Source organism: Streptomyces inhibens, from assembly GCF_022221585.1.
Lineage (GTDB): Bacteria > Actinomycetota > Actinomycetes > Streptomycetales > Streptomycetaceae > Streptomyces > Streptomyces inhibens.
In genome coordinates, this window is sequence record NZ_CP084681.1 from 9087110 (window position 1) to 9112198 (window position 25089).

General features: G+C 69.1%; 26 protein-coding genes and 3 pseudogenes. 17 read left to right on the plus strand and 12 right to left on the minus strand.

Annotated elements, in window-relative coordinates; translation table 11 throughout:
• Nucleotides 1-11: 11 nt before the first annotated feature.
• From KI385_RS40845 to KI385_RS40860, 4 genes are all read left to right on the plus strand, one after another.
• On the plus strand, nt 12-1004 hold the full coding sequence (locus tag KI385_RS40845; protein ID WP_238577046.1) for a WD40 repeat domain-containing protein: 993 nt from the start codon (nt 12-14) through the stop codon (nt 1002-1004).
• Nucleotides 1005-1765: 761 nt separating this feature from the next.
• Nucleotides 1766-2497 carry a class I SAM-dependent methyltransferase gene (locus KI385_RS40850; RefSeq protein WP_238578050.1) on the plus strand — a complete coding sequence of 244 codons (732 nt, stop codon included), beginning with the start codon at nt 1766-1768 and terminating at the stop codon, nt 2495-2497.
• 326 nt (nt 2498-2823) lie between these two features.
• Nucleotides 2824-3264, plus strand: coding sequence for a hypothetical protein (locus KI385_RS40855; protein ID WP_238577047.1), 441 nt, complete (start codon nt 2824-2826; stop codon nt 3262-3264).
• Between the two features lie 257 nt (nt 3265-3521).
• Nucleotides 3522-3719 carry a hypothetical protein gene (locus KI385_RS40860; protein WP_238577048.1) on the plus strand — a complete coding sequence of 66 codons (198 nt, stop codon included), beginning with the start codon at nt 3522-3524 and terminating at the stop codon, nt 3717-3719.
• Nucleotides 3720-3895: 176 nt separating this feature from the next.
• Here KI385_RS40860 and KI385_RS40865 read toward each other — a convergent pair whose 3' ends face one another.
• The 3 genes from KI385_RS40865 to KI385_RS40875 form a co-directional block, all read right to left on the minus strand.
• Nucleotides 3896-4135, minus strand: coding sequence for an immunoglobulin domain-containing protein (locus KI385_RS40865; RefSeq protein WP_238577049.1), 240 nt, complete (start codon nt 4133-4135; stop codon nt 3896-3898).
• A gap of 494 nt (nt 4136-4629) precedes the next feature.
• Complete coding sequence (locus tag KI385_RS40870; RefSeq protein ID WP_425357033.1) at nt 4630-6039, minus strand: MFS transporter; 1410 nt, start codon at nt 6037-6039, stop codon at nt 4630-4632.
• A 372-nt stretch (nt 6040-6411) separates the two neighbouring features.
• Nucleotides 6412-6582 (minus strand): hypothetical protein, encoded by a 171-nt coding sequence (locus tag KI385_RS40875; protein WP_238577050.1) that lies wholly within the window; start codon nt 6580-6582, stop codon nt 6412-6414.
• Between the two features lie 216 nt (nt 6583-6798).
• Here KI385_RS40875 and KI385_RS40880 point away from each other — a divergent pair, with 216 nt between their 5' ends.
• A complete protein-coding gene (locus KI385_RS40880) occupies nt 6799-6945 on the plus strand; it encodes a hypothetical protein (protein ID WP_238577051.1) in 147 nt (48 codons plus the stop codon).
• A gap of 45 nt (nt 6946-6990) precedes the next feature.
• Here KI385_RS40880 and KI385_RS40885 read toward each other — a convergent pair whose 3' ends face one another.
• Nucleotides 6991-7617 carry a GNAT family N-acetyltransferase gene (locus KI385_RS40885; protein WP_238577052.1) on the minus strand — a complete coding sequence of 209 codons (627 nt, stop codon included), beginning with the start codon at nt 7615-7617 and terminating at the stop codon, nt 6991-6993.
• Between the two features lie 318 nt (nt 7618-7935).
• Nucleotides 7936-8685, minus strand: a complete 750-nt coding sequence (locus KI385_RS40890) for a TioE family transcriptional regulator (protein ID WP_238577053.1) — start codon at nt 8683-8685, stop codon at nt 7936-7938.
• Nucleotides 8686-8743: 58 nt separating this feature from the next.
• On the opposite strand from KI385_RS40890, the gene KI385_RS40895 reads away from it, so the two are divergent.
• Nucleotides 8744-9949: an erythromycin esterase family protein gene (locus KI385_RS40895; RefSeq protein ID WP_238577054.1), complete on the plus strand. Its 1206-nt coding sequence runs from the start codon at nt 8744-8746 to the stop codon at nt 9947-9949.
• Between the two features lie 64 nt (nt 9950-10013).
• Here the strand turns inward: KI385_RS40895 and KI385_RS44760 are convergent.
• Together KI385_RS44760 and KI385_RS44765 are read right to left on the minus strand one after the other, a co-directional pair.
• Nucleotides 10014-10166, minus strand: a pseudogene (locus tag KI385_RS44760) (site-specific integrase); the annotation flags it as partial.
• A gap of 105 nt (nt 10167-10271) precedes the next feature.
• A pseudogene (locus KI385_RS44765) lies at nt 10272-10582 on the minus strand (site-specific integrase); the annotation flags it as partial.
• A gap of 684 nt (nt 10583-11266) precedes the next feature.
• Here KI385_RS44765 and KI385_RS40905 point away from each other — a divergent pair.
• Together KI385_RS40905 and KI385_RS40910 are read left to right on the plus strand one after the other, a co-directional pair.
• Nucleotides 11267-11740 (plus strand): carboxymuconolactone decarboxylase family protein, encoded by a 474-nt coding sequence (locus KI385_RS40905; protein WP_238577055.1) that lies wholly within the window; start codon nt 11267-11269, stop codon nt 11738-11740.
• Between the two features lie 157 nt (nt 11741-11897).
• On the plus strand, nt 11898-12821 hold the full coding sequence (locus KI385_RS40910; protein WP_238577056.1) for an RNA polymerase sigma-70 factor: 924 nt from the start codon (nt 11898-11900) through the stop codon (nt 12819-12821).
• A 482-nt stretch (nt 12822-13303) separates the two neighbouring features.
• Here KI385_RS40910 and KI385_RS40915 read toward each other — a convergent pair whose 3' ends face one another.
• Both KI385_RS40915 and KI385_RS40920 read right to left on the minus strand, forming a co-directional pair.
• Nucleotides 13304-14239: a zinc-dependent alcohol dehydrogenase family protein gene (locus KI385_RS40915; RefSeq protein ID WP_238577057.1), complete on the minus strand. Its 936-nt coding sequence runs from the start codon at nt 14237-14239 to the stop codon at nt 13304-13306.
• 157 nt (nt 14240-14396) lie between these two features.
• Nucleotides 14397-15437, minus strand: coding sequence for a helix-turn-helix transcriptional regulator (locus tag KI385_RS40920; protein WP_238577058.1), 1041 nt, complete (start codon nt 15435-15437; stop codon nt 14397-14399).
• Between the two features lie 62 nt (nt 15438-15499).
• On the opposite strand from KI385_RS40920, the gene KI385_RS40925 reads away from it, so the two are divergent.
• Nucleotides 15500-16144, plus strand: coding sequence for a TIGR03086 family metal-binding protein (locus KI385_RS40925; protein ID WP_238577059.1), 645 nt, complete (start codon nt 15500-15502; stop codon nt 16142-16144).
• Nucleotides 16145-16224: 80 nt separating this feature from the next.
• Complete coding sequence (locus tag KI385_RS40930; protein ID WP_238577060.1) at nt 16225-17070, plus strand: NAD(P)H-binding protein; 846 nt, start codon at nt 16225-16227, stop codon at nt 17068-17070.
• A 216-nt stretch (nt 17071-17286) separates the two neighbouring features.
• Here the strand turns inward: KI385_RS40930 and KI385_RS40935 are convergent, their stop codons facing one another.
• Nucleotides 17287-17538 (minus strand): hypothetical protein, encoded by a 252-nt coding sequence (locus KI385_RS40935; RefSeq protein WP_238577061.1) that lies wholly within the window; start codon nt 17536-17538, stop codon nt 17287-17289.
• Nucleotides 17539-17556: 18 nt separating this feature from the next.
• Here KI385_RS40935 and KI385_RS40940 point away from each other — a divergent pair, with 18 nt between their 5' ends.
• The 4 genes and pseudogenes from KI385_RS40940 to KI385_RS40955 all read left to right on the plus strand — a co-directional run bounded on the left by KI385_RS40940 (nt 17557) and on the right by KI385_RS40955 (nt 21429).
• Complete coding sequence (locus KI385_RS40940) at nt 17557-18525, plus strand: alpha/beta fold hydrolase (RefSeq protein ID WP_238577062.1); 969 nt, start codon at nt 17557-17559, stop codon at nt 18523-18525.
• 23 nt (nt 18526-18548) lie between these two features.
• Nucleotides 18549-19382, plus strand: a complete 834-nt coding sequence (locus KI385_RS40945) for a MerR family transcriptional regulator (RefSeq protein WP_238578052.1) — start codon at nt 18549-18551, stop codon at nt 19380-19382.
• A gap of 133 nt (nt 19383-19515) precedes the next feature.
• Nucleotides 19516-19939 (plus strand): annotated as a pseudogene (locus KI385_RS40950) (IS5 family transposase); the annotation flags it as partial.
• A 254-nt stretch (nt 19940-20193) separates the two neighbouring features.
• A complete protein-coding gene (locus KI385_RS40955; protein ID WP_238577063.1) occupies nt 20194-21429 on the plus strand; it encodes a glycosyltransferase in 1236 nt (411 codons plus the stop codon).
• A gap of 187 nt (nt 21430-21616) precedes the next feature.
• Here the strand turns inward: KI385_RS40955 and KI385_RS40960 are convergent, their stop codons facing one another.
• Complete coding sequence (locus KI385_RS40960) at nt 21617-22090, minus strand: MarR family winged helix-turn-helix transcriptional regulator (RefSeq protein WP_238577064.1); 474 nt, start codon at nt 22088-22090, stop codon at nt 21617-21619.
• Between the two features lie 57 nt (nt 22091-22147).
• Between KI385_RS40960 and KI385_RS40965 the strand changes: the two genes are divergently transcribed.
• The 3 genes from KI385_RS40965 to KI385_RS40975 all read left to right on the plus strand — a co-directional run bounded on the left by KI385_RS40965 (nt 22148) and on the right by KI385_RS40975 (nt 24293).
• Nucleotides 22148-22978 carry an alpha/beta fold hydrolase gene (locus KI385_RS40965; RefSeq protein WP_238577065.1) on the plus strand — a complete coding sequence of 277 codons (831 nt, stop codon included), beginning with the start codon at nt 22148-22150 and terminating at the stop codon, nt 22976-22978.
• A 184-nt stretch (nt 22979-23162) separates the two neighbouring features.
• The gene (locus KI385_RS40970) at nt 23163-23474 is read left to right on the plus strand and encodes a hypothetical protein (protein WP_238577066.1); all 312 of its coding nucleotides are present in this window, start codon (nt 23163-23165) and stop codon (nt 23472-23474) included.
• 240 nt (nt 23475-23714) lie between these two features.
• Complete coding sequence (locus KI385_RS40975; RefSeq protein ID WP_238577067.1) at nt 23715-24293, plus strand: MFS transporter; 579 nt, start codon at nt 23715-23717, stop codon at nt 24291-24293.
• Nucleotides 24294-24593: 300 nt separating this feature from the next.
• Here KI385_RS40975 and KI385_RS40980 read toward each other — a convergent pair whose 3' ends face one another.
• The gene (locus KI385_RS40980) at nt 24594-25028 is read right to left on the minus strand and encodes a protein-tyrosine phosphatase family protein (RefSeq protein WP_238577068.1); all 435 of its coding nucleotides are present in this window, start codon (nt 25026-25028) and stop codon (nt 24594-24596) included.
• Nucleotides 25029-25089 lie beyond the last annotated feature (61 nt).

Genomic DNA, 25089 nt, shown 5'->3' on the forward strand with positions numbered 1-25089 from the left:
ACGATCGCGGCATGTCCTCGTCCTCACTCCTGCTGGCCAGTCGGATCCCCTCCGATTCACCGATCCTGGATTTCGATATCGTCGTCGTCGGCGGACGTCCGCTCCTTGTCAGCACCGACTTCAGCGGTGACGTCTTCAGCTGGGATCCGCTGCGGGACCAGTGGGCCGGGCATCGGCTCGACATGCCGTGGCGGCCGGAGGACGAGTACGAGTTCAGCGACATCCTCACGATCGGTGCCGCGGTCGTCGACGGGCGGGTCGTGGTGGGCGGGGGAGGGGACCACCAGCCGTTCGCGCAGTGGGATCTGGCGAGCGGTGCCGTACGGACGCACGCCCGCTACGAGCACGGCGGGGTGGCCTCCACGACCACGATGGAGCTCGACGGCCGGACGCTGTTCCTCAGCGGCTGCACCGGCCCCGCCGTACATCTGTGGGACGCCTCGAAAAGCGACCCCGATCCCGCGGCCGACGAGGTGGAGTTGGCTGGGCACGGCGACGGCGTCGGCGGTGTCACCGCGGGCCGGCTGTGGGACCGGCCGGTTGTGGTGTCCGGCGCCTATGACGGCAGCGTGCTGGTGTGGGACATCAGAGCTGAAGAGGCGTTGACCCAATTCGACGACCTCGACTTCGTGGTTCGCGGAGTCGGTCTTGTGACTGTGGGCAGCCACGCGCGCGTGGTGGCTGCCGGGGGCCGGGCGCTTGTCATGGGCGATCCCGACACCGGTGCATGGGAAGCGCCGTTCGCCGTGCCGGGGGACGATATCGAGTGCATGGACGTCGGTGTCGTCGACGGGTTGCCGGTGGCGGTGACCGGCGGTGAGGACGGCACGGTGTGCGTGTGGGATCTTGCGGGCCGGAGGCTGCTCGGGGTGCCGCTCACCGAGCACGAGAAAGAGGTCTTCGCCGTCCGTATCACCCACTTCGAGGGCCGTCCCGTAGCCGTCACTGCGGGCCGGGACCGCCGTATGCGGGTGTGGGACCTCCGGGCGTTGCTCAGGGCTTGAGGTGGTGGGACCGCTCAGTCGGTGATCCGACACCAGCCCGTCCTGGACTGGGCCTCGCCGGCCGCCGCCGTCCCGTACTTCCGCCATCGACCGCCCCACTCCGGTGTCCGGCCCGGCAGAACACCCCATCCGCGCCCACTGCGCATCAGTCAACGACACGGCAGATCAAGCAGATCAAGCAGATCAAGCGGACCAGGCGGACCAACGATCTGGCAGAAATGGCCGAAGGGTCTGTCTGGCAAATGAGCACCGGCGGGCTGAGCCTCGGCAGAGGCAAAAAGGTCTTGCTGCAGTGGTGTTGCGCCGCGAAGCTGGGCCCATGCCAGGGCAGAGGAAGCGGAAGAGGCAGCGACAGCAGCAGGGGATGCGTCAGGGGGATGCCGATCGCTTGGCCGCTGACGCGGGACGCTGGGAAGTGGTCGTCGAGACTCAGGACGTGTCGGAATGGCGATCTCGGATTCGCCGACTGCGTGCCGAGCGCAATGAGATCGACTGGTCGATGGCCCGAATGGACACACTGTGCGGGCGCTTGGTGCACCCGACCACCTATCGGTTGAGTGTGTTCGTGCCGGGCTCCGCGCCTGTCACCCACCGAGGGCAGCCCCGGCGATTGATTACGTAATTGATCATGCGGCAGGCAGCAGAGAGCTGACGGATGTCGCACGGGAACGGGGTCTTGCCTCTAGCGCCGCCGCTGCCAACGTTCGCCCTGTTGCGGGTAACCGGTTGGTAGTCGTCGACGGTGCGTGGATACTGTCGCGGTGTTCTCAGACGCTGACGCTGCCGCGCTCTATGACCTGCTGAATCCGTGGGACCCCGAGCTCTGGCCCAGTGATGGCTTCTACGACGAACTGGTCATGGCCGCCGACTCGGTTCTGGACGTCGGCTGTGGGACCGGCTCCATGCTGCACCGTGCGCGCGAGCAGGGCCACAGCGGACGTCTCGTCGGCCTCGACCCGGACGGTGCCGCGCTGGCCCGGGCCCGGCGTCGCGCCGACATCGAGTGGATCGAGGGCACCGCGGCTAACGCGGGGTGGGATGCCGAATTCGACCTCGCGACGATGGCCAGTCACGCATTTCAATGCCTTGTCACCGACGACGACTTGCGCGCCTCGCTCGCGGCGATCCATGCGGCGCTGCGCGAGGGGGGCCGCTTCGCCTTCGAGACGCGCCACCCGCAAGCGCGTGCCTGGGAGGACTGGAACCCGTCGAGGGTATCCGAGATCGCCGACGAGGCCGGCCGCGCCCTGCGCATCTGGCACGAGATCGAGTCCGTCGCCGACGACGTCGTCACCTTCACCGAAACGACGGCCGAGCCCGACGGCAGCGTGCTCCGCGTCGACCGCACGAGCCTGCGCTTCCTCGACGGTGTGACGCTCGACGCGTTCCTCGTCGGCGCGGGCTTCGAGACCGAGGCCCGGTACGGTGACTGGCACCGCGGGCCGGTCACTGATACGAGCAGGGAGATCATCACGATCGCCCGCCGGAAATAGCCCCACCGGGCATCGGGCCGGAGCCATGAGGCCCGGAGCCATGAGGCCCGGAGCCATGAGGCCCGGAGCCTGCACCCCGTCCGTCGCCGTGTGGCCCGCGATCATTTGGGCGTCAGGTCGACCGACGTGGACGTGGCAGCGACCGCCAGCTTTGGTTCGCTTCCGCCTGCGCGGAGAGCACTACCTTGTGTGCCACGCGCCCGCGCCGACCGCGGTCCACCTCTGCTCGCGCGGAGAGCACAGGGGTGCCTGCTCTCCGCCCTGCGCGGTGGGCGGTTCACCCCACGCGTCGCCTGACAGGATTTGCTGAGCCCGATACACGTATCATGATCATCGAATCGAGGATCTGGAGCGATTCACAGCTCCTCGCCGACACCAACCGACACCCGGTACGGCACCACACCGGACGGGCCCAACACATCGTCTCCACGGCTACGTCGGCGGAGCTGAACCTCACTGACATCTGGGCCGCGGCATCGGCCCCCGACGTTACGGCCGGCCCACGCCGCATCCAGAAGTCCGTCGGACGCCAGCCCGCCCCTGCCACCCATCACAGCCCGACCACCGCTTACGGCCGTAGAACACCAAGGAACGTCATGCCCCACTCGACACCGCAGCCGCACAACAAGATCGTTGGCAATCTCCCTCGCCCGGCGAAGCCCGACTACAGCAACGTCTTCATCGAACCCGTCTACGCGAACAGCTTCAGCGAAGTCGACCTGGAGGACGATCTCGACGTGCCTGCCACCTCCCCCATCGACTACTGAGGACCTTGGGCGCAGAGCGGCAACTCACGGTACGCCTCCGCCTCCGCCTCCGCCTGGACGGAGCGGCAGTGCGTCGTCGGTGGTGAAGGCGTTGTACGGCTCACCTCCGCTCGCGCGGAGAGCACGCATCTTGGCCGAAGCGCAGGCGTCCGGCGGACGGTTCACCTCCGCTCGTGTGGAAAGCACGGAGGTGGCGACCCGGCCGACGACCAGAGATGGTTCACCTCTGCTCGCGTGGAGACTGCACGTAATGGCGAGTGCAGCAGCGTCCAAGCCTGCAGTTCGAGCCGGGGGGCCATTCGGCGAGCCAGGGCGTCGGGCAATGCGATGCCGGCCTCGTGGTACTCCTCGGCAAGGTAGTCATCAAACTCCTCGGGGTGGGCTTCCCACAGACGCTGGACCGCAATCTGACCGACCTCACCCCGGGCGACGGCGTTCTGCTGCAGATTCCTTGAGTCGCTTCGCCCGCTGCTCCGGCGTTTCGGAAGTGTGGCGATGGCGAGGATTTGCTGCCTCTGCTTCGTACTTACGTTGTCGCAGCGAACTGTGCACAATGCTGGCTCTTTTCCGCCATTCGTCCGTCGCCGGGATCGTTCTTCTTCCGAGTGAACTGTCGGTCAAGGGCCGTGATCTAGGGCCATTCGACGAGCAGGGCGAGTTGGGCCAGCGCATACCAGGGGAAGAGGCAGTCGGGGTCGTCGAGCTGGATGCCGCGTACCAGTCGTCTTCTTGAGCGTGCCAGCCAGACGCCAGGAGCTTTTGTACCGCTGGGGTGGCGGATCGCCCAGGCGCCATGGGTGGTGTTGTCGGCGATGGTGCACGCAGCGGTGATCACCGCGTCGGGGAGCTTCTTGTGGAGTTCTTCCGTCAACGGCTCGCTTCCTGTGAGGAGGCGAGGAAGGCCGAGGACAGCCCGTTTCTGTCGGTGGCGGCCTGGTACTTCGGCGAGGTGCAGAACCGCAACGTCGGGCGTGGTGTGGCCCGGAGCGCCATTGTGCTGCGAGGGAGGAAGGGGCGGGCAAGGGGAAGGGGAAGGGCAAGGGGGAGTACCGGGAGGTGTTCTCGTACGAGCCGCTGGGCGAGCCGGAGGCCGATACCAGCGCGCGGGATGAGCGGTGTCCGAGCCGGATCCGCGGGTCCTGGTCAGCGTGGCCGGTGCAGTGCCTGCGGATGATGCGGAGCGCGGCGAGATGCTGTGGGCGCCGTAGCCGTCTTCTCCGGCGTGGGCGCATCTGGCGTGTCTTCTGTGGGAGCTTCCGCTTGTCCATGTCATTCAGGGAGTACGGGCCCGAGGGGGCCCAACTGTCTTGTTCATCAACCGATCGCTACATGAGCGGCGACAGGCCTACGGGGAAGCAGTTCTGCTCACGCGCAGCGGGCCCGGGTGGCGAGCACGGTGGCCAGGACGCATGGCGCGAGCAGCAGCCCAAAGGCGGCGCCGTAGCCGACGGCGTCGGTCGAACCGGCGTCCAGGCAGGCGTTGAACAAGGCGGAGGAGACGCCCAACACCATTATCTGGCCCAGATTCTGGGTTGTCTGCATCGCGCTGCTGGCATAGCCCTGACGGCCGGGCGGGCTATGGGTGAGTGACAGCACTGTGAGGGAAGGGGCGTACATACCCATGCCGACGGCCGCGACGACCATGGCCGATGCGGCGGTGTACGCGGGCGTTGAGGGAAGCGTCCCGGCGACCGCGAGCGCCACTGCCACCGCCTGCACCAGCGCACCGGCCACGACCAGGCGGTGCCGGGGGCAGTGCTCCAGTAGCCGCCCCTGCACCAAGGAGGAGCCGGCCCAGGCCACGGCAGCACCCGTGAAGGCCAGGCCGATCACCATGGGAGGCGCGTCCCGTTCGGTGGCCAACAGCAGGGGCACGTACGCCTCCAGCGTGAAGAACACCCCTGAACCCAGGCCGCGCAGCAGCACTGTGGCCGGCAGGCCGCGTGCGGCACGCCAGGTGCCCGGCGGCAGCAGCCGTGAGGCGAACACCGCCAGCAAGGCGAACCCGCCCGCGGTGAACAGCAGATGGTGCATGTTCCAGCCCGAGACGCCGTACTGCCCCAACGCCGCACCCAGGCTTACGCATGTCGCAACCATCAGCGCGGGGCGCGGCGGCCTGTCTTCCGACGGGGCGGGGGCGGCCGCCCAGGAAGGGCTGCGCATCACGGCTACCACTACAAGCGCGGGCAGGATGGTGAGAGCGGCCAGACCGAAGAACACTGCGCGCCAGGACCACCACTCGGCCACGAGTCCCGCCAGCGGAGGGCCGACCAGCGACGGGATGATCCAGCAGGTACTCATCAACGCCAGCACGCGCGGCCGCAGACGCTCGGGGTAGGCCTGGCCGATGGCAGTGTTGATCGACACCGTGACCATCCCGCCCGCCAGCCCGTCCAGGAAGCGCCCGGCCGCCAGCTGCCAGATCGAGGTGCTGGCACCCGAGACCAACAGGGTGGCCACCGCCAGCACCATGCCCGCCGCAAGCGGACGTTGCGCCCCCGCACGGTCTGCCCAATGACCGCCCAGCATCCCGCCGAGCAGGCTCGCTGCCACGAAGCATCCGGCCACCAGCGGGTAGAGCGATAGCCCGTCCAGATCTCGTGCAGCCGTCGGTAGCGTGGGGCCAACGGCCAGTGCGGCGAGCCCGGTCAGGAACATCACCGCGGCGAAACAGGAGGTGGCGGCAACGTACGTCCCGGAGAACAATCCCTCGGCGGTTTCGGATTGCGCCAGCGGACGCTCAGCCGTTGTTGTCCACTCGTCGGAGGCCGCCACGGTCGGTTCCGTGGACGCCGATGAGGCATTTGATGAGCGCTTCGGGTCATCAGTCACGAGCGCACAAACTATGCGGAGCACGCGACTGCGTGCCACCCATTTCGGGCTGCCTCGGCCCCGGATCCAGACTCACCTTCGCCATCTGGTCAGCGCAAGAAGTCAAAGCCGTTGGGGGAACTGCGGCTGTCTCCCGACGCTCTTTCGCTGGTCAGAGGTGCTCCTCGGCGACGTGCACGGTGAGCCCGGCACACCAGCGGCATGTCGCCCGCCTCGATGAGCCGGTCCAGGTCGGCCCTGTCTTCCGTCATCAGGTTGGCGAACGTCCCCACGGACATGCCGCCTGGCCATCCGCTACGACAAGAGCGCCACCGCCTACCGGGCCGCGCCTCGATCCTCCTCTGGGGTAAGAGGTGATCCCGTCGCGGCGACGGTCTCGGCGGCCCGGTACGCGATGGCCGCCGGGGCGTTCTGCATGTCGATGTCGATGTCGATGTCGATGTCGATGTCGATGTCGAGGACGAGGAGCGCGGAGACGTGTGGCACAAAGCCACGGTATCGGTCCTTCTCTGACGCCTTTCTGCTTCGTCGCCAAGCGTCCGGCCAGTCCCGGTGGCCGCCGGTGGATCTTCCTCGGCGAGGAGGCTACCGGCAGTGTCCCCGGCGTCTGCATTCCGAACGGCGCCGCGCAGGAACTCACCACCGAACAGCTACCCGCGCTGACGTACATACGGGCCATGCAGGCGGAGTTGGAGTGCTCTGATGCTGAGCTCCTCACCAGCGCCCTCACACTGCCTCGCTGCCCTCCTGGAGGCGGCCGCGCTTGCCGCGGCCGCGCCCGTGGAGGTCCTGGAGGCCATCAACCTGCTCGTGCCCGACGGACTGCTGATCCTCGATCGCCGTTTGTGACGCCGAAGCTACGGCCTCGGTCGGTCTGACCTGGGCGCCTACGACTCAAGGCCCGATGTTTGGGAGTGCCGACGGTGCACCGGCGGACGCTTCAGTGTCGCGCAGACCCACGCAGTCCAGCGCCCAGAAGGTGTCGGAGTAGACCAGGGTGCCAGTCATCCAGGGCTCGTGTGCTGCCAGCCGGACTACCTGGAATGCGGGGGCCGGGATGCGTAGCGACGGTGAGCGGAAGCCAATTTTGTCGGCGCGTTCGAAGCCGCGCTTTGCGTAGTAGTGCGGCGAGCCTTCGAGGAAGACCAGTGGCGCGCGTCGGGCATCGGCTGCTGCGAGGGCGTGCTCGATGAGTCGGGTGCCGATGCCCTGGCTCTGGAATTGCGGGAGCACTCCCAGCGGTGACAGGACCAGGACGTCCACGATCCGGTGCGGGGCATCGAGTCGGCCGGCGCTCAGCAGGACGTGCCCAACCACCTGTCCTTCGATCGTGGCGACGAACGACATCGGCGCCAGGGGCGCTGCCGCGCCGCGAAGGGCGTCCACGAGAGCCGGCACATGCTCATCGCCCTCGAACGCGGCAAGGTGGAGCGCGTGTACTGCCGGATGGTCGTCACTGTGCTCCTGCCGGATCGACAAGCCTGCCCTACGTGAATCTGCTCCGGTGTCGTCTGTGGTCACGGCCGCGAGAGTAGAGGGCACCGCACTACCCTCGCCATCTGATTTGGACCACAGGTCCGAACCTGCGAACCGGCACCGGCTGCTACTTGCCGGGAGCCACCGCGGACGGTGTGATGCGTGCGTCCGAACCGTTCGAACCGAGCCGGCCTTGGCGGCGAGCGCGATGTTCGCCGCGGGTATGCTGAGCCGGTACTCCTTCCACTTCCCCGAGCTGCCCGGTGGCCTGCGACCCCTGTGTGATCCGCCGACATCGGCCGACGGGTCAGCCGAGACGGAAGCCTTGGTGACCCTCGTTCTCTTCGCCCGGCGGCCGAAGTCTCATCCGCGCTCGCGGAGGTACGCCTCCAGCTCGGCGGCCCCGGTCAGCATCGCCCGCCCGCGGGCGGACAACCGGCCGCGCCAGTCGCACAGTGCGGTCTCCAGCGGCTCCAGCCCGCCGGCCGCCCGCACCTGGGCGATCAGCGGGGCGATCTGCTCCAACAGGTAGCCGCCCCGCCTGAGTTGGTGGGCCAGCCGGGCGTCCCGTACGTCGGCCTCGTCGTAGACGCGGTACCCGGTCAGCGGGTCGCGGCGCGGGCGCACCAGCCCGGCGCGCTCCCATTTGCGCAGCGTCGCGGGCCGGATTCCGAGCTTCCCTGCCAGCGGCCCGATGAACGTGCCGCCGGGCCGGGACACCACGGTTGGCTCGGACCCCACACCGGGCTCGGACGCCGTGGTGGGCTCCAGGTCGCGGAGGGCGCTCTCCACGGCCTGGAGTGTCCGTCGGTCGTCGAGGAGTTGGGCGTGGCTCTCGTCGATGAGGCGGAACGCCTCCTCGGCCGCGCCCTCGTTCACCGCCCGCATGATCGACGTCGCCGTCTGGTGGCCGTGGCCGGGCACCAGGGCGAGAAACGCGCGCAGGGCGCCCGCGTGCAGCGAGGTATAGGTGCGGTAGCCGTGGGGTGTGCGACCGGCGGCCGGAAGGATGCCGGCCTCCTCATAGTTCCTGACCGCCTGCGTGGACAGACCGTGCCCGCGCGCCAGATCAACCGGCCTGAGCCGTTCGCCGTTTTGAAGGTTTCGTCCCATGGGCCTGCCGATATCGCGAGAAAGTTTCAACCGAGGGTTCAACGATACCGTTGAAGGCATGGCTACTGACATCAAGGACACCGTCCATGCCGTCGAGGCTGCCGCCGTCATGGAGCTGCTTCCGGCCCGGCCGCGGGTGCTCGCCCTGGGCGAGCCCACCCACGGTGAGGACACTCTGCTCGACCTGCGCAACGAGCTCTTCCGGCAGCTCGTCGAGCAGCAGGGCTACCGGACGATCGCGATCGAGAGCGACTGCATGATGGGCCTGGTCGTGGACGACTACGTCACCTCGGGCACGGGCACTCTCGACGAGGTCATGGAGCACGGATTCAGCCACGGCTGGGGCACCTCCGCGGCCAACCGCGAGCTCGTGCGCTGGATGCGCGCCTACAACGACGGCCGGCAAGCGTCCGAGCGGCTCCGCTTCGCAGGCTTCGACGGCCCGCTGGAGATCACCGGCGCCGCGAGCCCCCGGCAGGCCCTCACCGCACTCCACGGCTACCTCGCGACCCGGGTGGACGCGGACCTGCTCCCCTGCACCGCGGAAACGCTCGACCGTCTGCTCGGCACCGACGACCGGTGGACCAATCCCGCCGTGATGATGGACCCGGCCCAGTCCGTGGGGCAGTCGGCCGAGGCCAAGGAACTGCGGCTGCTCGCCGACGATCTAGTGGCGCTGCTCGACGCGCAGACGCCGCACCTGATCACGGCTACCTCGCGGAACGACTGGGACCGGGCGCGCCTGTACGGGCGCACTGCCACCGGCCTGCTGCGCTACCACTACTGGATGGCCGACACCTCACCGGCCCGCATGACCCGGCTGGTGGGCCTGCGGGACCAGATGATGGCCGACAACCTCCTCGCTGTCGCCGAACGGGGCCCGGCACTGGTCCACGCCCACAACGCCCATCTCCAGCGGGAGAAGAGCACGATGCGCATGTGGGACCAGCCGCTGCTGGAGTGGTGGAGCGCCGGCGCGATCGTGAGCGCCCACCTGGGCGAGGAGTACGCCTTCCTGGCCACGGCCCTCGGCACGATCCGGCACCAGGGAGTGGACACCCCGCCACCGGACACCCTCGAAGGACTCCTGTACGCGCTCCCGGAGGACCGCTACGTCATCGACGCCCCCCGGCTGGCCACCGCCCTCGGCGACACGCCGCCCGCGCCCCGCGTATCCCCCTGGTTCGGCTACTCCCCGCTTGACCCGGCCCACTTGGCGGACAGCGACGGCATCGTGTTCGTCAAGGATGTCCCGCAGAGCTGACGTCTCGTAGAGCTGACGTCCCGCAGAGCTAGTGCCGCCATCAGCAGTCCGGCCTGTCGGGGCGCTTGCGATGCCTCGACTTGGCCATGAGCATCAGCAGGCTCGCTCCGGCCTCCCCGAGGTGGGTCAGGCCGGAGTGCGTCCACTCGTGCGGGTCCCAGCCGGTGTCACGCCCGGCGGACGCGGTGTGCTGGTCCAGCAGCGCGCGGGCCTGCCCATGCGGCAGCCGGGTCTGCCCGTACGGCAGCCGGGTCTGCCCGTACGGCAGCCGGGTCTGCCCGTACGGCAGCCGGGTCTGCCCGTACGACAGCCCGGCCGGCCCGTACGACAGCCGGGCCGGCCCGGTGTCCGGGCACACAACCCGCGGTGAGACGACCTTGCCCGGTCCCGGGCGTCGGTGGGTGACGAACACCGGCCGCGGGTGCGGCCGTTGATCAGGCGGGGCAGCAGCAGCGCGGTGCCGACGTCCCAGTGGACCGTCTCCAGTACCAAGTCCTCACGCGCCCGACCGCCCCGGCGCCGCGCGGCCGCCCCCGTCGCCTTCACCGGCGCCCGGCGCCCGGCCCGGTCCGGCTCCTCGATGTTGACGCCCAAGATCTCCTCCGCCAGGGCGCAGATCTCGTAGAGCATCCGCTACAGCTTCACCGCATCCGTCCCGCGCGAGGGGCTGCGGCCCTTGCGCGACCCGGACGCGGCCGACCTGGACGGCGATGACGACGGCCGCGAGGGGTGAGTGCGCTACGGCTGGGGCGGGAGCAGGGCAGCCCCTGATGCTTCGGTCCAGGTACAGGCTGAACGGTGCCGCCAGGGCCTCGCCCGCGGTCTCGGCCGGCCACTTGGTCGTCACCGGCTTCGCCGCAGCGCACATACAGGTGCCCGTCGACTCCAGGAGCAACGCGGCCCGGCCAAGGCGCTCCTGGACAGGATCGGCGAAGGCGAGCTGCCCGGCATCCCAGGCGTTGCGTACGGTCGTGTGGACCGTGGGCAACTTGTGCGCCATCAGCGGCCAGGAGTCCCCGGGACCGGGAAGCCGCGCGATACGGAAGCTCGCCCAGGTGTCGGCGCCTTTGCTGCCCTCGGGGTATCCGCAGTCGCGGGCCAGGTCGGCCCAGCGGTTGGCGTGATCACGGCGTCGGAGCCGTCCTGGAGCCCCGTTCACCGGGCTGAGCCCGCGCACCTTCGGCCCGGGAGCCCTAGCTTTCAGAGGCTGACATGCGCCGACAGTCGGGAGACGCAGGTCACATTCGTCCATGTCACAGGGGGTCGGGCTACCCCGTCTCAGGGATGTAGCCACGGACGACCACGGAGGAGCACACCATGGATGCGCGACTGAACTTCTTCGCCGACCCGACCGCCGGCAAGGCCCTCAAGTACTTCATGTCGGTGGGCAAGTCGCTCAAGGACTCGCCGCTGCCGGCCGCGACGCAGGAGCTGGTGGCGCTGCGCGTGAGCCAGATCAACGGCTGCGCCGTCTGCATCGACATGCACACCAAGGAGGCCGCCGCTGCCGGCGAGACCTCGGTGCGGCTGAACCTGGTGGCGGCGTGGCGGGAGGCCACGGTCTTCACCGCGGCCGAGCGTGCCGCGCTGGAACTGGCGGAGGAGGGGACCCGGGTCGCGGATGCGGCCGGTGGGGTCAGCGACGAGGTGTGGGCGCATGCCGCCAAGCACTATGACGAGGAGCAGCTCACCGCCCTGGTGCTCCTGGTCTCCTTCATGAACATGGTGAACCGGCTGAACGTCATCACCCAGCAGCCGGCCGGCAACTACGAGCCCGGGCAGTTCCACTGAACGGCGTCAGCAATCGGCCCGGGGTCCGGCTGCGGGCCACCGGGCCCCGGGCCAGGGGGCGTTACTCTGGCCCGCCGGTGGTCCGGATGATCACCAGAAGATGTCCGCGCCGGCGCGTACGGCCGGGTGGGAGGGCTTCCCGGGGAGGGGATTCGGCGTGAGCAAGGTCGAGGAGTTCGAGGAGCTGCGGCCGCTGCTGTTTTCGATTGCCTATCGGATTCTGGGCAGTGTGGGTGAGGCAGAGGACGCGGTGCAGGAGACATGGCTGCGCTTTGACGGCTCGGCGACCCGGCCCACGTCGACCAAGGCTTTTCTGTCGACCACGGTGACGCGGCTCTCGATCGATGTGCTGCGCTCCGCGCGCGTACGGCGGGAGGAGTACGTGGGTCCGTGGTTTCCCGAGCCGCTGCTCGCCGACCCTTATGAGGATCCGGCGCGGTCGGTGGAGCTGGCCGACTCGGTGTCGATGGCGGCGCTGCTGCTCCTTGAACGGCTCAGCCCGCTGGAGCGGGCGGTGTTTGTGCTGCGGGAGGTGTTCGGCTTCGGGTTCGACGAGGTCGCCGCGGCGGTGGGGCGGTCGGACGCGGCGTGCCGGCAGCTGCTGGTGCGGGCACGGCGGCACATGGAGGCCGGGCGGCCGCGCTTCGAAGCGGTCCGCAAAGAGCGGGAGGAACTGGCGTCGCGGTTCTTCGACGCCCTCCGTGAAGGCGACGTCGCCGGCCTGCAGGAACTGCTCGCCGCCGACGTATCGATGGTCGGCGACGGCGGCGGCAAGGCCCCGCAGCTGGCCAGGGCCGTCATCGGCGCCTCGAACGTGGCCCGGCTGCTTGCCTCCGTCTTCCTCCGGATGGCCCGGATCGACGTGACGTTCGAGCCGCACGAGGTCAACGGCCAGCCGGGCGCGATCTTCCGTGACCGGGACGGCAAGGTGCTCCACACCCTGGCGCTCGATGTACTCGACGGGCAGATCCAGACGATCCGCTCGGTGATCAACCCCGACAAGCTCGGGCACGTGGGCCCAGTAGCGGACGCCTGGGCAATCCACCGCGAAGTACGACAGGCACGCCGGCCCACGGAATAACCGCAACAGCCGACCGCACCCACAACCGCCTACAAGCAGCTCAACACCTTCACCGGCAGGAGCACTTCGCCATGCCGGGGGATGAGGCAAGGAAGACGGCTGGGGAACGCCCACACTCCGTGGGTGTTCCCCAGACGCGGTCGGGCTGAGAGAACCGAGGCCACCCCGGCGGCCGGTCGTGCGGCGCTCGACGGTCCCCACGGCCCTCTCCGCGCCGTGGGGACCGTCCCCCGCCGGGGCGAGCACAAGCGACTCGGCCGCGGCATCGAGCCGGCAACGCCGGCCGAGGAACTGAAGGCCGGCGAGGTCGGCCTGGAATTCCTCGGCTGCGTGAGCACGACAAGCAGACTTCTCACGTACGGCGCTTCCAGGCCTGCCGGTAACTTGCAGCCGGGCGGCAGCCGTCCGCGTCCGTCTCGGCGCCGGCGGACGGCATCGCAATGTCGACCCGAGACGGGGCGGCGTCAGGACCGGCGAGACTGTCAGTGGTCGACGGTGACGACGATCTCGCCTACTTGGGCGCCTGCCTCCAGGTAGCGGTGGGCTTCGACGATCTCGTCCAACCCGAAGGTGCGGTCCACGACGGACCGGAAAGCACCGGTACGCAGGCCTGAGGAGACGAACGCCTCGGCCCGGCGCAGTCGCTGCTGGTCGGTGGTCGTCTCGAAGAGGGTGTAGGTGCGCATGTTCAGCGCGGGCATGCCGAGCTCGAAACCGGGATATGGAGCTACCTCGCCGCTGAGCGCCCCGTAGACAAAGAGCGTGCCGCCGGGGGCGACGGCCTTGGCCAGGTCCATCACGCCGGGGCCCGCGACAGCGTCGAAGACGAATTCGGCGCCCCGTCCTCCGGTCAGGCCGAGCACTCGCGGGGCGATGTCCTCCTCGTCGGTGACGATCACATCGGCCGCCCCCGCCTTGAGCAGCGCGTCCTTCTTGGCGCGGGTGCGGGTGGTGGCGATGGGCACCGCCCCGATGCGCCGGGCGATCTGGATCGCGGCCAGGCCCACGCTGCTGGAAGCGGCGGTCAGCACCACCGTGTCTCCGGCCCGCATCCCGCCGACCTCGACCAGCGCCCCGTAGGCCGTCAGGTAGGGCATCCACACCGCCGCGCCGTCGACTGCGTCGAGCCCGTCGGGGCGGTGCACCACTGCGCTCGCGGGGACGAGCGCGCGCTCGGCGTAGACGCCGTAGTCGTTCATCGAGAACGCGGGCACCACGCTGACCGGCCGGCCGACCTCGAATCCCTTCCCCAAGCTCTCGGCTTCGCTGGAGCAAGCGGGACCCCGATCGTGCGCGCCGATGGCCTCGACCACTCCCGAGGCCTCGGCGCCGAGCCGGGCGGGGAACTGTTTGACCGGTTCGATGTACTGGCCGCTGCGGAACAGCACTTCGGCACGGTTGAGGCCGATCGCGTCCACGCGGATAACGCCGAGTATCCCGGTATGACCAGCCGTCGAGTTGCTCTCCGAGCCCGTAGTCCGCACCGAGGGGCGCATCGGGCCCGCTCGGACTTCCGGAGCGGGCTTCATTGTTGATACGCGGCTACGTGAAGGCGGACCGGGCTGGGGAGGCTCGTCACCCCTCTGTCCCGGAACCTGCACTCCGGGGCTCTGGCGACGGCGGTGTGGGGACGGTCCCGGCCGGGATCGTCGGATCGTTGCCGGTGTTCGTCGGTGTTCCGTAGACGGTGGCGAGTTCGATCGCCAGACGCGCGAGCCGCTCCCTCGCTTCTGGGGGGTCGAGGACCTCGACACGCGCTCCCAGCCCGGCCAGTTGCGCCGCCAGAACCTCTGGTGATGGCCCGTCTATCTCTATATCCATCCACTCGTCGGGACGCGGTCGGCCGATCCGCAGTCGACCGCCGAACAGCCGCTGCAGGATTGCCTCGGCGCCCGGTTCGGCCCGGGCCCGCACGGTCGCCGCGTGCATGCGGTCCTCCATCCGCGCGGCGAGGGAATGCCAGGCCGTGGCGAGGTCGAAGTCGTCCGGCCGTACGACGGGATCGCCGGTCGCCTCGACGGAGGTGACACGGCTGAGCCGGAAGATCCGCAAGCCGTGGTCGGTGCCGGCGACGAGATACCCGACGCCGGCCTTGGACGCGAGGCCGAGCGGATGGACCGTCCGCTCGCCGGCAGGCTTGCCGGGGCCGGCGTACCCGAGCCGGACCTGTATTCCGTCCACCACGGCACGCTGGAGCGCGTCGAGTTGGGGCTCAGTGGCCGTGACGGCCGTACGCGACCAGTCCGTGCCGTCGGCAACACGGGAGCGCGATGCGGCCTCGGCATCCGAGCGCAAGGTTGCCGGCAGGGCCCGTACCAGCTTGCGCAGTGCCGTTCGCAGCTCGGGCGTGGTGGAGGACGGTCCTGCGACGAGGAACAGCGCCCGGATCTCATCGGCGGTCAGCCCGGTGAGGTCGGTGCGGGCTCCGCCGACCAGTGACCAGCCGCCGCCCCGCCCGCGCTGCGAGTAGACGGGAATGCCGGCGGTCGCCAGTGCCTCCAGGTCGCGGCGCGCCGTCCGTTCGGCCACCTCCAGCTCCGCTGCCACCTCGGCCACGGTCACCCGTCCACGCGTCTGCAGGAACAGCAGCGTTGCCACCAGACGATCAGCTCTCATGCCGATCATTCTCTTTCAGAAACTGGCCAGAAGATGGCCTATTTGCCTTTCAGGATGGCGTCATGACCGAAACCGAGAACCTCGGCGAGACGCTGACCGCCGTCACCGCCGTCACCGCCGTCACCGCCGCCAACCCGGACCCTGATCCGCGGCCGGGCTTCGTGCAGGCCGTCGGATTGGCCGGGCGCACCGTTGCCGCCGTTCGTGCCGACCAGCTTGACGGACCGACGCCCTGCACCGCGTACACCGTCCGGCAGCTGTCCAACCACCTCATCGCCATCCTGCGCAGGGTTGCCGTTATCGGACGCGGCGGTGACCCCTTGAGCGTGCCAGCCATCGCGGACGATGTCGCCGACGGCGACGGGGTGAGGGAGTGGGCCGCCGCCGCCCGCGATGTCGAGGCCGTGTGGTCCGATCCCACGATCCTGAGCCGACCGCTGCGCCTGCCGTTCGGCACCCTGCCGGGTGCGGCCGCCGCCGTTGTCTACACCACTGAATTCACCTTGCACACCTGGGACTTGGCCACCGCGACCGGCCAGCGCCCCTCTTGGGACCCGGCGGTGCTGGCGGTCTCCCTTGCGGCCATGCGACGCGCCGTGCCGGCCGAACCGCGCGGTGGCCAGGTGCCGTTCGCCGCGGTGGTGGACGTCGAGGCGGACGCGCCGGACATCGACCGACTCGTGGCGTGGTACGGCCGTAAGCCGTAAGCCGTAAGCCGTAAGCCGGAAGACGCGGCAATGACAGCCAATGTGAATGGCCACAGTGCATATCGAAAGGGAAGTTGATCATGATCGTGATTACAGGAGCCACCGGGAATGTCGGGCGACCGCTCGTGGAGGCACTCGCAGCAGCCGGTGAGCAGATGACGGCGGTGTCCCGAGGGGTCTCGGGTGCGGCCGTGCCGGAGGGTGTCCGGCACCGGCAGGCGGACCTTGCCGTCCCCGAGAGCCTTCGGCCCGTTTTCGACGGCGCTGACGCGCTGTTCCTGCACGATTCCGGTGCCGGTGCGCATCTGCTGAGCCCACGGGACATCCTCGACGTCGCGAAAGCCGGCGGAGTCGGACGGATCGTGTTGCTGTCTTCCCAAGGAGTCGTCACCCGACCGCAGTCGTCCTCCCACGGGGGCACGGGGCTGTCCTTCGAGGATGCCGTACGGCGGTCGGGCATGGACTGGACGGTTCTGCGGCCCGGTGGCTTCGACTCCAACGCGTACGCCTGGGTCGAGTCGGTCCGTGCCCGACGGACCGTCGCCGCGCCGTTCGGTGACGTCGGCCTGCCGATCGTCGACCCGTCCGACATTGCCGAGGTCGCCGCCGCAGCCCTGCGCGAGGACGGTCACGCCGGCCAAGCCTACGAGTTGACCGGGCCCGCCCTGAGCACGCCCCGGCAACGAGCCGAGGCGATCGGTGACGCGCTCGGCGAGCCGATCCGGTTCATCGAGCAGACCCGCGACGAGGCCCGCGCGCAGATGCTGCAGTTCATGCCCGAGCCCGTGGCCGAGACCACTCTCGCCATTCTCGGCGAGCCCAACCCCGCCGAGCAGCGCATCAGCCCCGACGTCGAGCAGGTCCTCGGCCGCGCGCCTCGCACCTTCGCCGAGTGGGCGGCGCGGAACATCGCGGCCTTCAAGTGATCCACCTGGGGTGGCATTTCGCCGGTCTCGCACTCGCACCGGGGCGCCGGTACGAGTGCGAGGCCGCCGCTTGTGCAACCGCTTGTACGCTTCCAGGTCCGCAATCCGAGACCTGGTCACTGACCGCCGGTCCCAAACGTGCCCGAAGCTCATGACGGCGCTGATGGGCCGTATCCGTGCCGCGCGGCGGGGCCCTTTTCCGGACTGAGGAATTGATCACGGGGCGGTCGTCTTGAGTACGCGAGGAAGGCGGACGTGGAGGTGTTCGACCTCGACGTCAAGGCCGTGTTCGCGGAGTACTCGGGTGGAGTACTCGGGGTGGTCGTGCAGCTTGGCGGCCTGTTCGAACAGGTACTCGGCGGCGTGCTCGTACGACAGCCGGCCCCGGCCGGTGTGGGGGCAGAGGTCGGCGGCTGCGGGTGTGCGGAGGTCAGGTCGCGGCGACGGTTGACCCTGACGCAGGGGCAACCTCTCAGCATGGTCGGCATGACTACGAGAACCAGTGCGATCGAGGTCGCCGGACTGCGCGAGTCGTACGGCGACCATGAGGTGGTCGCCGGAGTCGACCAGAGACTTCACCAACGGACGATCACCGACATGCCGACCGGCGATGACGGGGAGCGGATCGAGAGAGGCGACAGGACGATGCGGCACTTCACGGTCCACCACGACGGCGTCACGATCCCGGTGTCCCGCGGCGGCCGGGGACGACCGCTGGTCCTGTGCCCTGGACTGAACTCGACACAGGCCGACCTGCACGAGCTGACCGAGCTGCTGCGGCGCGACCACGACGTGGTGACCTTCGACCTCAGGGGCCATGGCCTGGCCTCGGCCGCCGACGGGTACTCCTTCGAGGCGTTCCTCAGCGATCTCGTCGCTGTGCTGGCGGAGCTGGGCCGCCTCGACCTGCCCGAGGCGCCCGTGCTCGTGGGCTACTCGCTGGGCGCGGACCTGGTCGTGCACTATGCCTCCGAGTGTCCGGACACCGTCGCCGGGCTTGTCCTCATCGACGGGGCGAACCCGTTGCCCGAACCGTTCATCACCGACGCCGACCTGGCGGAATTCCGCGCAATGGCGGAGGACTTGGCGACGCGGCAAGAAGCCGGGCGGGCCAGGGGCACTGCGCGTCAGGTGTCGCTCACCGCACAGGACATCCACGACCTGAACCTCGAGATCGATGTGGTTCGGTCCGGAATCCTCGACCGGTACCGGAAGATCGACCGCCCCATCAGCATGATCATGTCGACCTCGATCGCCGGCGACAGCGGCGAAGGGCGTGCACCGCGGCACAACCAGCTCTGGCGCGCCGGCATCGAGCGACTCGTCCGCGAGCGGCCGCACATCTCCACGTCATGGCTCGACGCCGATCACCGGCTGGCCTTCACTCACGCCCCGGACATCGCGGAGATCATCCGGAGCGCACACCACCCAGCCAACGACAGGCCGACTACTTGAACAGCTCCTGGGAGACCGGTTCGATGCTGACCATCGGCGAGTTGGCGTCGTACGCCGGAGTGACGGTGCGCGCGGTGCGGCACTATCACGCCAAGGGGCTGCTGCCCGAGCCGGAGCGGGACCACTCCGGCTATCGGAGGTACGGCGCCGACGCCGTGGTCGAGCTGATCAAGATCCGGACGCTCGCCGAGGCCGGGGTCCCGCTGGCGCGCGTGCGGAAGCTGCTACAGGCCGACGAGGAGGAGTTCGCCGCGGCGGTCGCAGACATCGACAAGCGGCTGCGGGCGGAGATCCGGGAGCGGCAGCGGCACCGCGAGCGGATCGCCTGCCTCGCCGCCGGGGACAGCCTGGCGCTGCCCCCGGAGGTGGTCGAGTTCCTCGACCGACTGCGGGCGCTCGGGGTCGACGAGCGGATCGTCCAGGTCGAACGCGACGGCTGGATCCCGCTGGCCGCGCACTCACCCGCGCGAATCCCGGAATGGATGGCACGCAAGCGGGAGCAGATCGCCGACCCGCGGCTCATCGACTTCTATCTCACCCTGGGCCAGGCTCTCGACCGCCCCGACGACGACCCACGGCTGGTCGAGCTTGCCGACAAACTGGCCGCCTACATCACGCAGATGGCCGACGAGCAGGGCGAGGACTACGTCGACGATGCCGACATCGAGCCACCGTTCGTCAAGCTGATGGACACCCTGGCGTTCGACACCGCGCCGCCGGCCCGTCGACTGATCGAGCTGCTGAAGAAGCGAGGCTGGACGGGCTGGACCAAGCTCGAGCGCGTGGACCCAACACGGGGTGCGGCCGGAACACGGCAGGAAGACTCTGCGGTGCAGCGTTCCTTGCATGAGCGGTGACGGCGGGCGGGGTCCTGTTGGGCGCGAGCGCCGGCGACGGCTTCGGCGCTGATATCGACGTAGATGGCCAGGCTGCGGATGTTCTCGTGGCCGCTCAGCGCGATCAGCATCGGAGCAGACCAGCCGCTTGTCCCACCACCTGATCACGGACGGGACCGGGATCCCGCTCGCTGTCACGCTCACCGGTGGCAACCGCAACGACGTCACCCAGCTCGTCCCGCTGCTGGAAGCCGTGCCGCCGGTGCGGGGGCAAGCGCGGCCGGCCCCGCCGACGCCCGGACGTGGTCCTCGCGGACCGCGGATACGACCACGACAAGTACCAACGGCTGGTGCGCGAACTCGGCGTCCGGCCACTGATCGCACGCCGCAACACCGAACACGGCTCTGGTCTGGGCGCTCAGCGATGGGTCGTCGAGCGTGCCTTCGCGCTCCTGCACCACTTCCGCCATCTGCGGATCCGCTGGGAGATCCGCGACGACATGCACGAAGCTCTCCTCAGCCTCGGATGCACACTCATCTGCTGGAGGCTGCTCACGTCACTGCGTCAGGAGTTCTAGGACGGCGCGCGGCCCAGGGGAGATCCTCCTGCCCGACGTACCGACGTACCGACGTACCGACGTACGCGGCGGGCGCCGCTTCGCGAGAAGGCCGTCCATCCACTCCACAGCGGACGACCAAAAGACAAAGGCAAGGAGATCCCACTCCTTGCCACTCTCAACTTATAGCGCACTGGGGGGCTTGCGGCAAGACCCGGGTTGTACCGCAGAATCGGCGGCCGAAAGCCACAACCTGCGGAAATGGGAGTCGCGAAGTGCGAGTGTTGTTGACAACGTGGGGATCGCGCGGAGATGTCGAACCGCTGGCGGGACTGGCGGTGGGGTTGCGGGAACTCGGCGCGCAGGTGCGGGTGTGCGCGCCGCCGGACGAGGAGTTCGCGGCGCTGCTGGCGCGTGTCGGCGTGCCGCTGGTGCCGCTCGGCCCGACGGTGCGCTCGGTGGTCGCCGGAACGAAGCCACCGACGGCGGAAGACGCGTTCCGGCTCGCTCCCGAGCTGGTCGCCGCGCGGTTCGATACGCTCACAGCGGCGGCCGAGGGATGTGACGTGCTGCTGGCAACCGGCCTGATGCCGGCCGGCGCACGGGACGTGGCCGAGAAACTGGGCATCCGCTACGTGTTCGCGTGCTTCCACATCTTCGGACTGCCGTCGCGGCACTTCCCTCCGGGGAGGCGGCCGGGCAAGCCGTCCCCGCAGGACGAGACCGACAACCGGGTGCTGTGGAAGCAGGACGCCCAGAGGGTGAACGCGTTGTACGGCGAGGCGCTCAACAGCCATCGGGCGGCGATCGGCCTGCCGCCGGTGGACAACGTCCGTGAGTACGTCGTCACCGACCAGCCGTGGCTGGCGGCAGACGCGACGCTGTGTCCGTCGCAGGGCATGACGGACCTCGACGTCGTACAGACCGGCGCGTGGATCATGCCGGACGAACGCCCGCTCCCGGCCGATCTGGAAGCCTTCCTGGAATCCGGCGAACCGCCGGTGTACGTGGGCTTCGGCAGCATGGCCGCGCACGCCCCGAAGGACATCGCCCGGGTGGCCATTGAGGCGAGCCGTGCGCAAGGCCGCCGCGTACTCCTCGCCCGCGGCTGGGCCGGCCTGGCCCCGATCGACGACGTCGATGACTGCTTCGTCGTCGGCGAGGTCAACCAGCAGGCACTGTTCCGCCGGGTAGTCGCCGTCGTGCACCACGGCGGCGCGGGCACCACGACGACGGCCACCCGGGCCGGCGCGCCTCAGGTGGTGGTACCCCTGATCGCTGACCAGCCGTACTGGGCCGGTCGGGTGGCCGAGTTGGGCATCGGCGCGGCACACGACGGCCCGACTCCGACCGTCGAGTCCCTGTCGGCCGCGCTCAGAACGGCCCTGACGCCCGAGACCCGAGCACGAGCGAGGGCCGTGGCCGGCACGATCCGCACCGACGGGGCGACGGTGGCCGCGAAACTGCTACTCGACGCAGTCAGCCGGGAAAGGCCGCCCGTGTCCGCGTGAATCACACGGAATCGTCGAGCCAGGGACCGGCGGGCGACAGTACCGGCTTCCGGGATCATTGTGTCAGGAGTTCTTGGAGGAGCTACCTGTTGTCGGACGCACTGCGGGCGCGGATCGAGCCGCTCCTACCGGTGCGCACGCATCGTTGAGTCCCTCCCGACTTGGGCACTGGCATACAGCATGAGAGTCAGTTCACGTCTACGTTGTCGAAGAGTTCGAGCATCTGCGTGAGCACATGCACGCATGCGGTCAGGTCGGCGTCGGTCAGGTCGCCGCCGACCTGGCGCAGCAGGGCCTGCTCACGGGTGGTTGCCGCGGTGATGGCCGCCTTGCCGTTGTCGGTCAGCCGGATCAGCGAGGACCGCTGGTGGGCGGGATTGGGGGTGATCTCGACCAGCCGTTGGGTTGCCGCGTCGTTGACCATGCGCTGCACGAATTGTCGGCTCAGCGCCTGTGCGCGGCCCATCTGCGGGACGGTCATGGGTCCGTGTTCCAGGAGCAGGACCAAGACGGCGCGCACACCGACGGAGAGCCCCTCGATGGGGGCTGCTTGTTCCACCTTGCGTTGCACGCGTCGGTACAACGGGCCGACCAGGGCGAACACTTCAGTGAGCCGGTGGGCGAGGTCGTCGGGCGCGAGTGGCGTGTCAGCATCAGTCACCCAACCAGGATGACACCATGGTTGCCAATTTCGGAAGGAGATGGAACCTTGGTTGTCATGATTGATGCTACTGACATGTTCTCGTTCGACACCGGGGACGGCCACCTCGTCTACCGCGACGTTGGGGCAGGCCGGCCGCTGGTGCTGCTGCACGGCGGACTTTTGGACCACGGCATGTGGGACGACCAGATACCGTTACTCGCGCCGGACTACCGGGTGATCGCGCCGGATGCCCGCGGACACGGCGGATCCGCCAACGCGAGCAAACCGTTCCGTCACACCGATGACCTCGCAGCTCTGCTGCGTCACCTCGACGTCGGCCCCGCGATCCTCGTCGGGCTGTCCATGGGCGGAGCCATCGCCGTCGATACCGCGCTCGAACACCCCGATTTGGTAAGTGCGTTGGTCGTCAGCGGCGTCGGCACCAGTGAACCCGAATTCCAGGACCCCTGGTTGGGCGAGATCGAGGCCGAGGAAGCCCGAGCGCTGGCCGCGGGTGACACCGAGGGCTGGGTCGAGGCATTCACCCGGCTCGCGGCAGGACCGCACCGCACGCTCGACGACGTCGACCAGGATGTCGTGTGCAGGCTGCGGGAGATGACCCGGCGGACCGTCGCCAAGCACACCGGCGACGAACCCGTGCACATGGTGCCCGTGACCGACACCTGGGAGCGGGCGGCGAAGATCACGGTCCCGGTGCTGGCCATCAACGGCGGCGTCGACTCGGACGACCACATCAACATGGCCGAACGTCTCGTACACACCGTCGTCAACGGCCGTGCGACGACTGTCGAAGACACCGCCCACTACCCCAACATGGAACGCCCAGACACCTTCAACGAGATCCTTGGGCACTTCCTCCGCACCACATCCACTCAAGAGAGCTGACACAGGGCTCTGACGCGGCCGAGGTGATCGCGCGCAAGGCGGGCATCACGCACGCCTACGTCTTCCGCCTGTTCGGTACCAAGAAGCAACTCATCGTAGAGGTCGTCCGGCGCGCCTTCGCCGCGATGGCGGACGGCCTCGCGGCATCAGCGGCCCTGCCTCCGGGCTTGAGGCGCTGGCAGCCATGGGCCTGCGCTACGACGCCAGCCTGAAGGACCGCACCCTGCTACTGCTCCAGCTTCAGGCGTTCGCCGCGTGCGGTGACGCCGAGGTGCGAGAGGCAGTGCGGGAGAGTTTCGGGCGGCTGTGGCAGACCGTCAGCGACGCCACGGGCCTCGACGCGGTGCAGGTCAAGACGTTCATGGCATACGGGATGCTGCTCAACACCAACGCCGCTCTCGCCACCGCGGACCTCGACGCCGACCGGGCGCGCCAGGCGACCACCCGCATCCACGCCGGCCTCTTCTCGCACCTGACCACCGAGGCGAACCAATGACCAACAGCGGCCTGGTGGCCCTGCTCCTGGCGTTCAGCCAGACCACGGTGTGGACCGATCGCCCGGTGTTCGGCGCCGCGCTCCTGGTGGTCGCGGCCGTGCTGATCGGCACTTGGGCGCGCAGTGAGCGCCGGTGCGCCGCGCCGCTGGTGGATCTCGCGCTGCTGCGCAGTCCCGCGGTGGCGGGGGCCAACGCTGTCATGCTGCTCGGCGGCATCGGCATGTACCTGCTGCTGACCGGTGACCCGGTACGTGCAGACGCCGGAGTCGGCGGGTTACGGGTTTGGCGTCGACGTCTTCGTCGCGGGCCTGGTGCTGGTGCCGTTCTCCGTGCTGGGGTTCGTCGGCGGCAAGCTGGTGCGGCCGCTGCGCGTGCGGCTCGCCCCGGCGACGGTGCTGGCAGCTGGGGGCACGGCCGTGCTGGTGGCGCTGGCGCTGTTCGCGCTGACCCGCAGCCAGTTGTGGCATTCGTTCGCGGTGATGGGCGTGCTGGGCCTGGGCGTCGGTGTCTTCTCGGCGGCCATGCCCGCCGCGATCCTCGCCGTCATCCCGGCGGAGGAGACCTCCAGCGCGATGAGCTTCAACCAGATGGTCCGCAGCGTCGGTTTCTCGATCGGCAGCGCACTGGGCGGCCTGACCCTGGCCGCGTACACCCCGGCCGGCTCGAGGTTCCCCACCGACACCGGATACGCGACAGCGTCCTGGCTCGGCGCCGCGGCGATGGGCGTCACCGTCGTCGCCGCACTCACGCTTCGGCAAGCGTCTCACTCGACAACGACCGGATCGCGGAGCAACGACCACTCTGGCGCCGGCCGCTGAATGGCTGGGCTGTGCCCCAGGTCGCAAAAGGAGCGGCCACCCACCCCCATCGCGGCAGCTGGATGGCCCGAACACCACGGGATTCCTCGTTCAACTCCGTTGTGCTGCTTCGTCGTTCGGATGCACAACGGCAACCGACCAGGCCAAGCGGGGGATGCGCTCCCGCCCGGCGTGTCTCCGGTGGTCCGGTCAACGACTCGGTGGCGGCCACCAAGACTGCCGAGCGAGTCCTACAAGGCGGCCGTCACCCTCGCATCACTCCGGATGCCGGCGTGACATGTGACGACAGAGCCTGGCGCGCTAGGCGTCTTCGAAGCGCAGTACGAAGCGTCGCTGCCAGGGGGTTTCCACAGCGCGACGGTGATAGTGCCGGCGGACGAACGTTACGGCTTCGTCTGCCGGGACCCCGTCAAGAACGGCCATGCATGCCAGGGCTGTTCCGGTCCGTCCGTGCCCACCGCCGCAGGCGATCTCGACGCGTTCGTTCGCTGCCCGGGTCAATGCCTCCTTGAACACATTCCGAGCCTGCCGGCGGTCCTTGGGAAGCCAAAAGTCAGGCCAGCGCAGCCATCGAGCGTCCCACTCGGTGGGTGGAGGCTGCTTGCCCAGTAGATGGACCGCGAAGGATGGCGTCGGTCCTGAGGGAAGGGGGTAACGCAGGCCCCGGCCGCGCACCAGGACGCCTGAGGGGAAGCGCATGACCCCGAGGTCTGTCGAGCTCCAGTTCTCAGCCATTTGACCACTCTATCGATGGTCCATGCGCGGCTGAATCCGTGATGGCAACGCATTGCGTCGG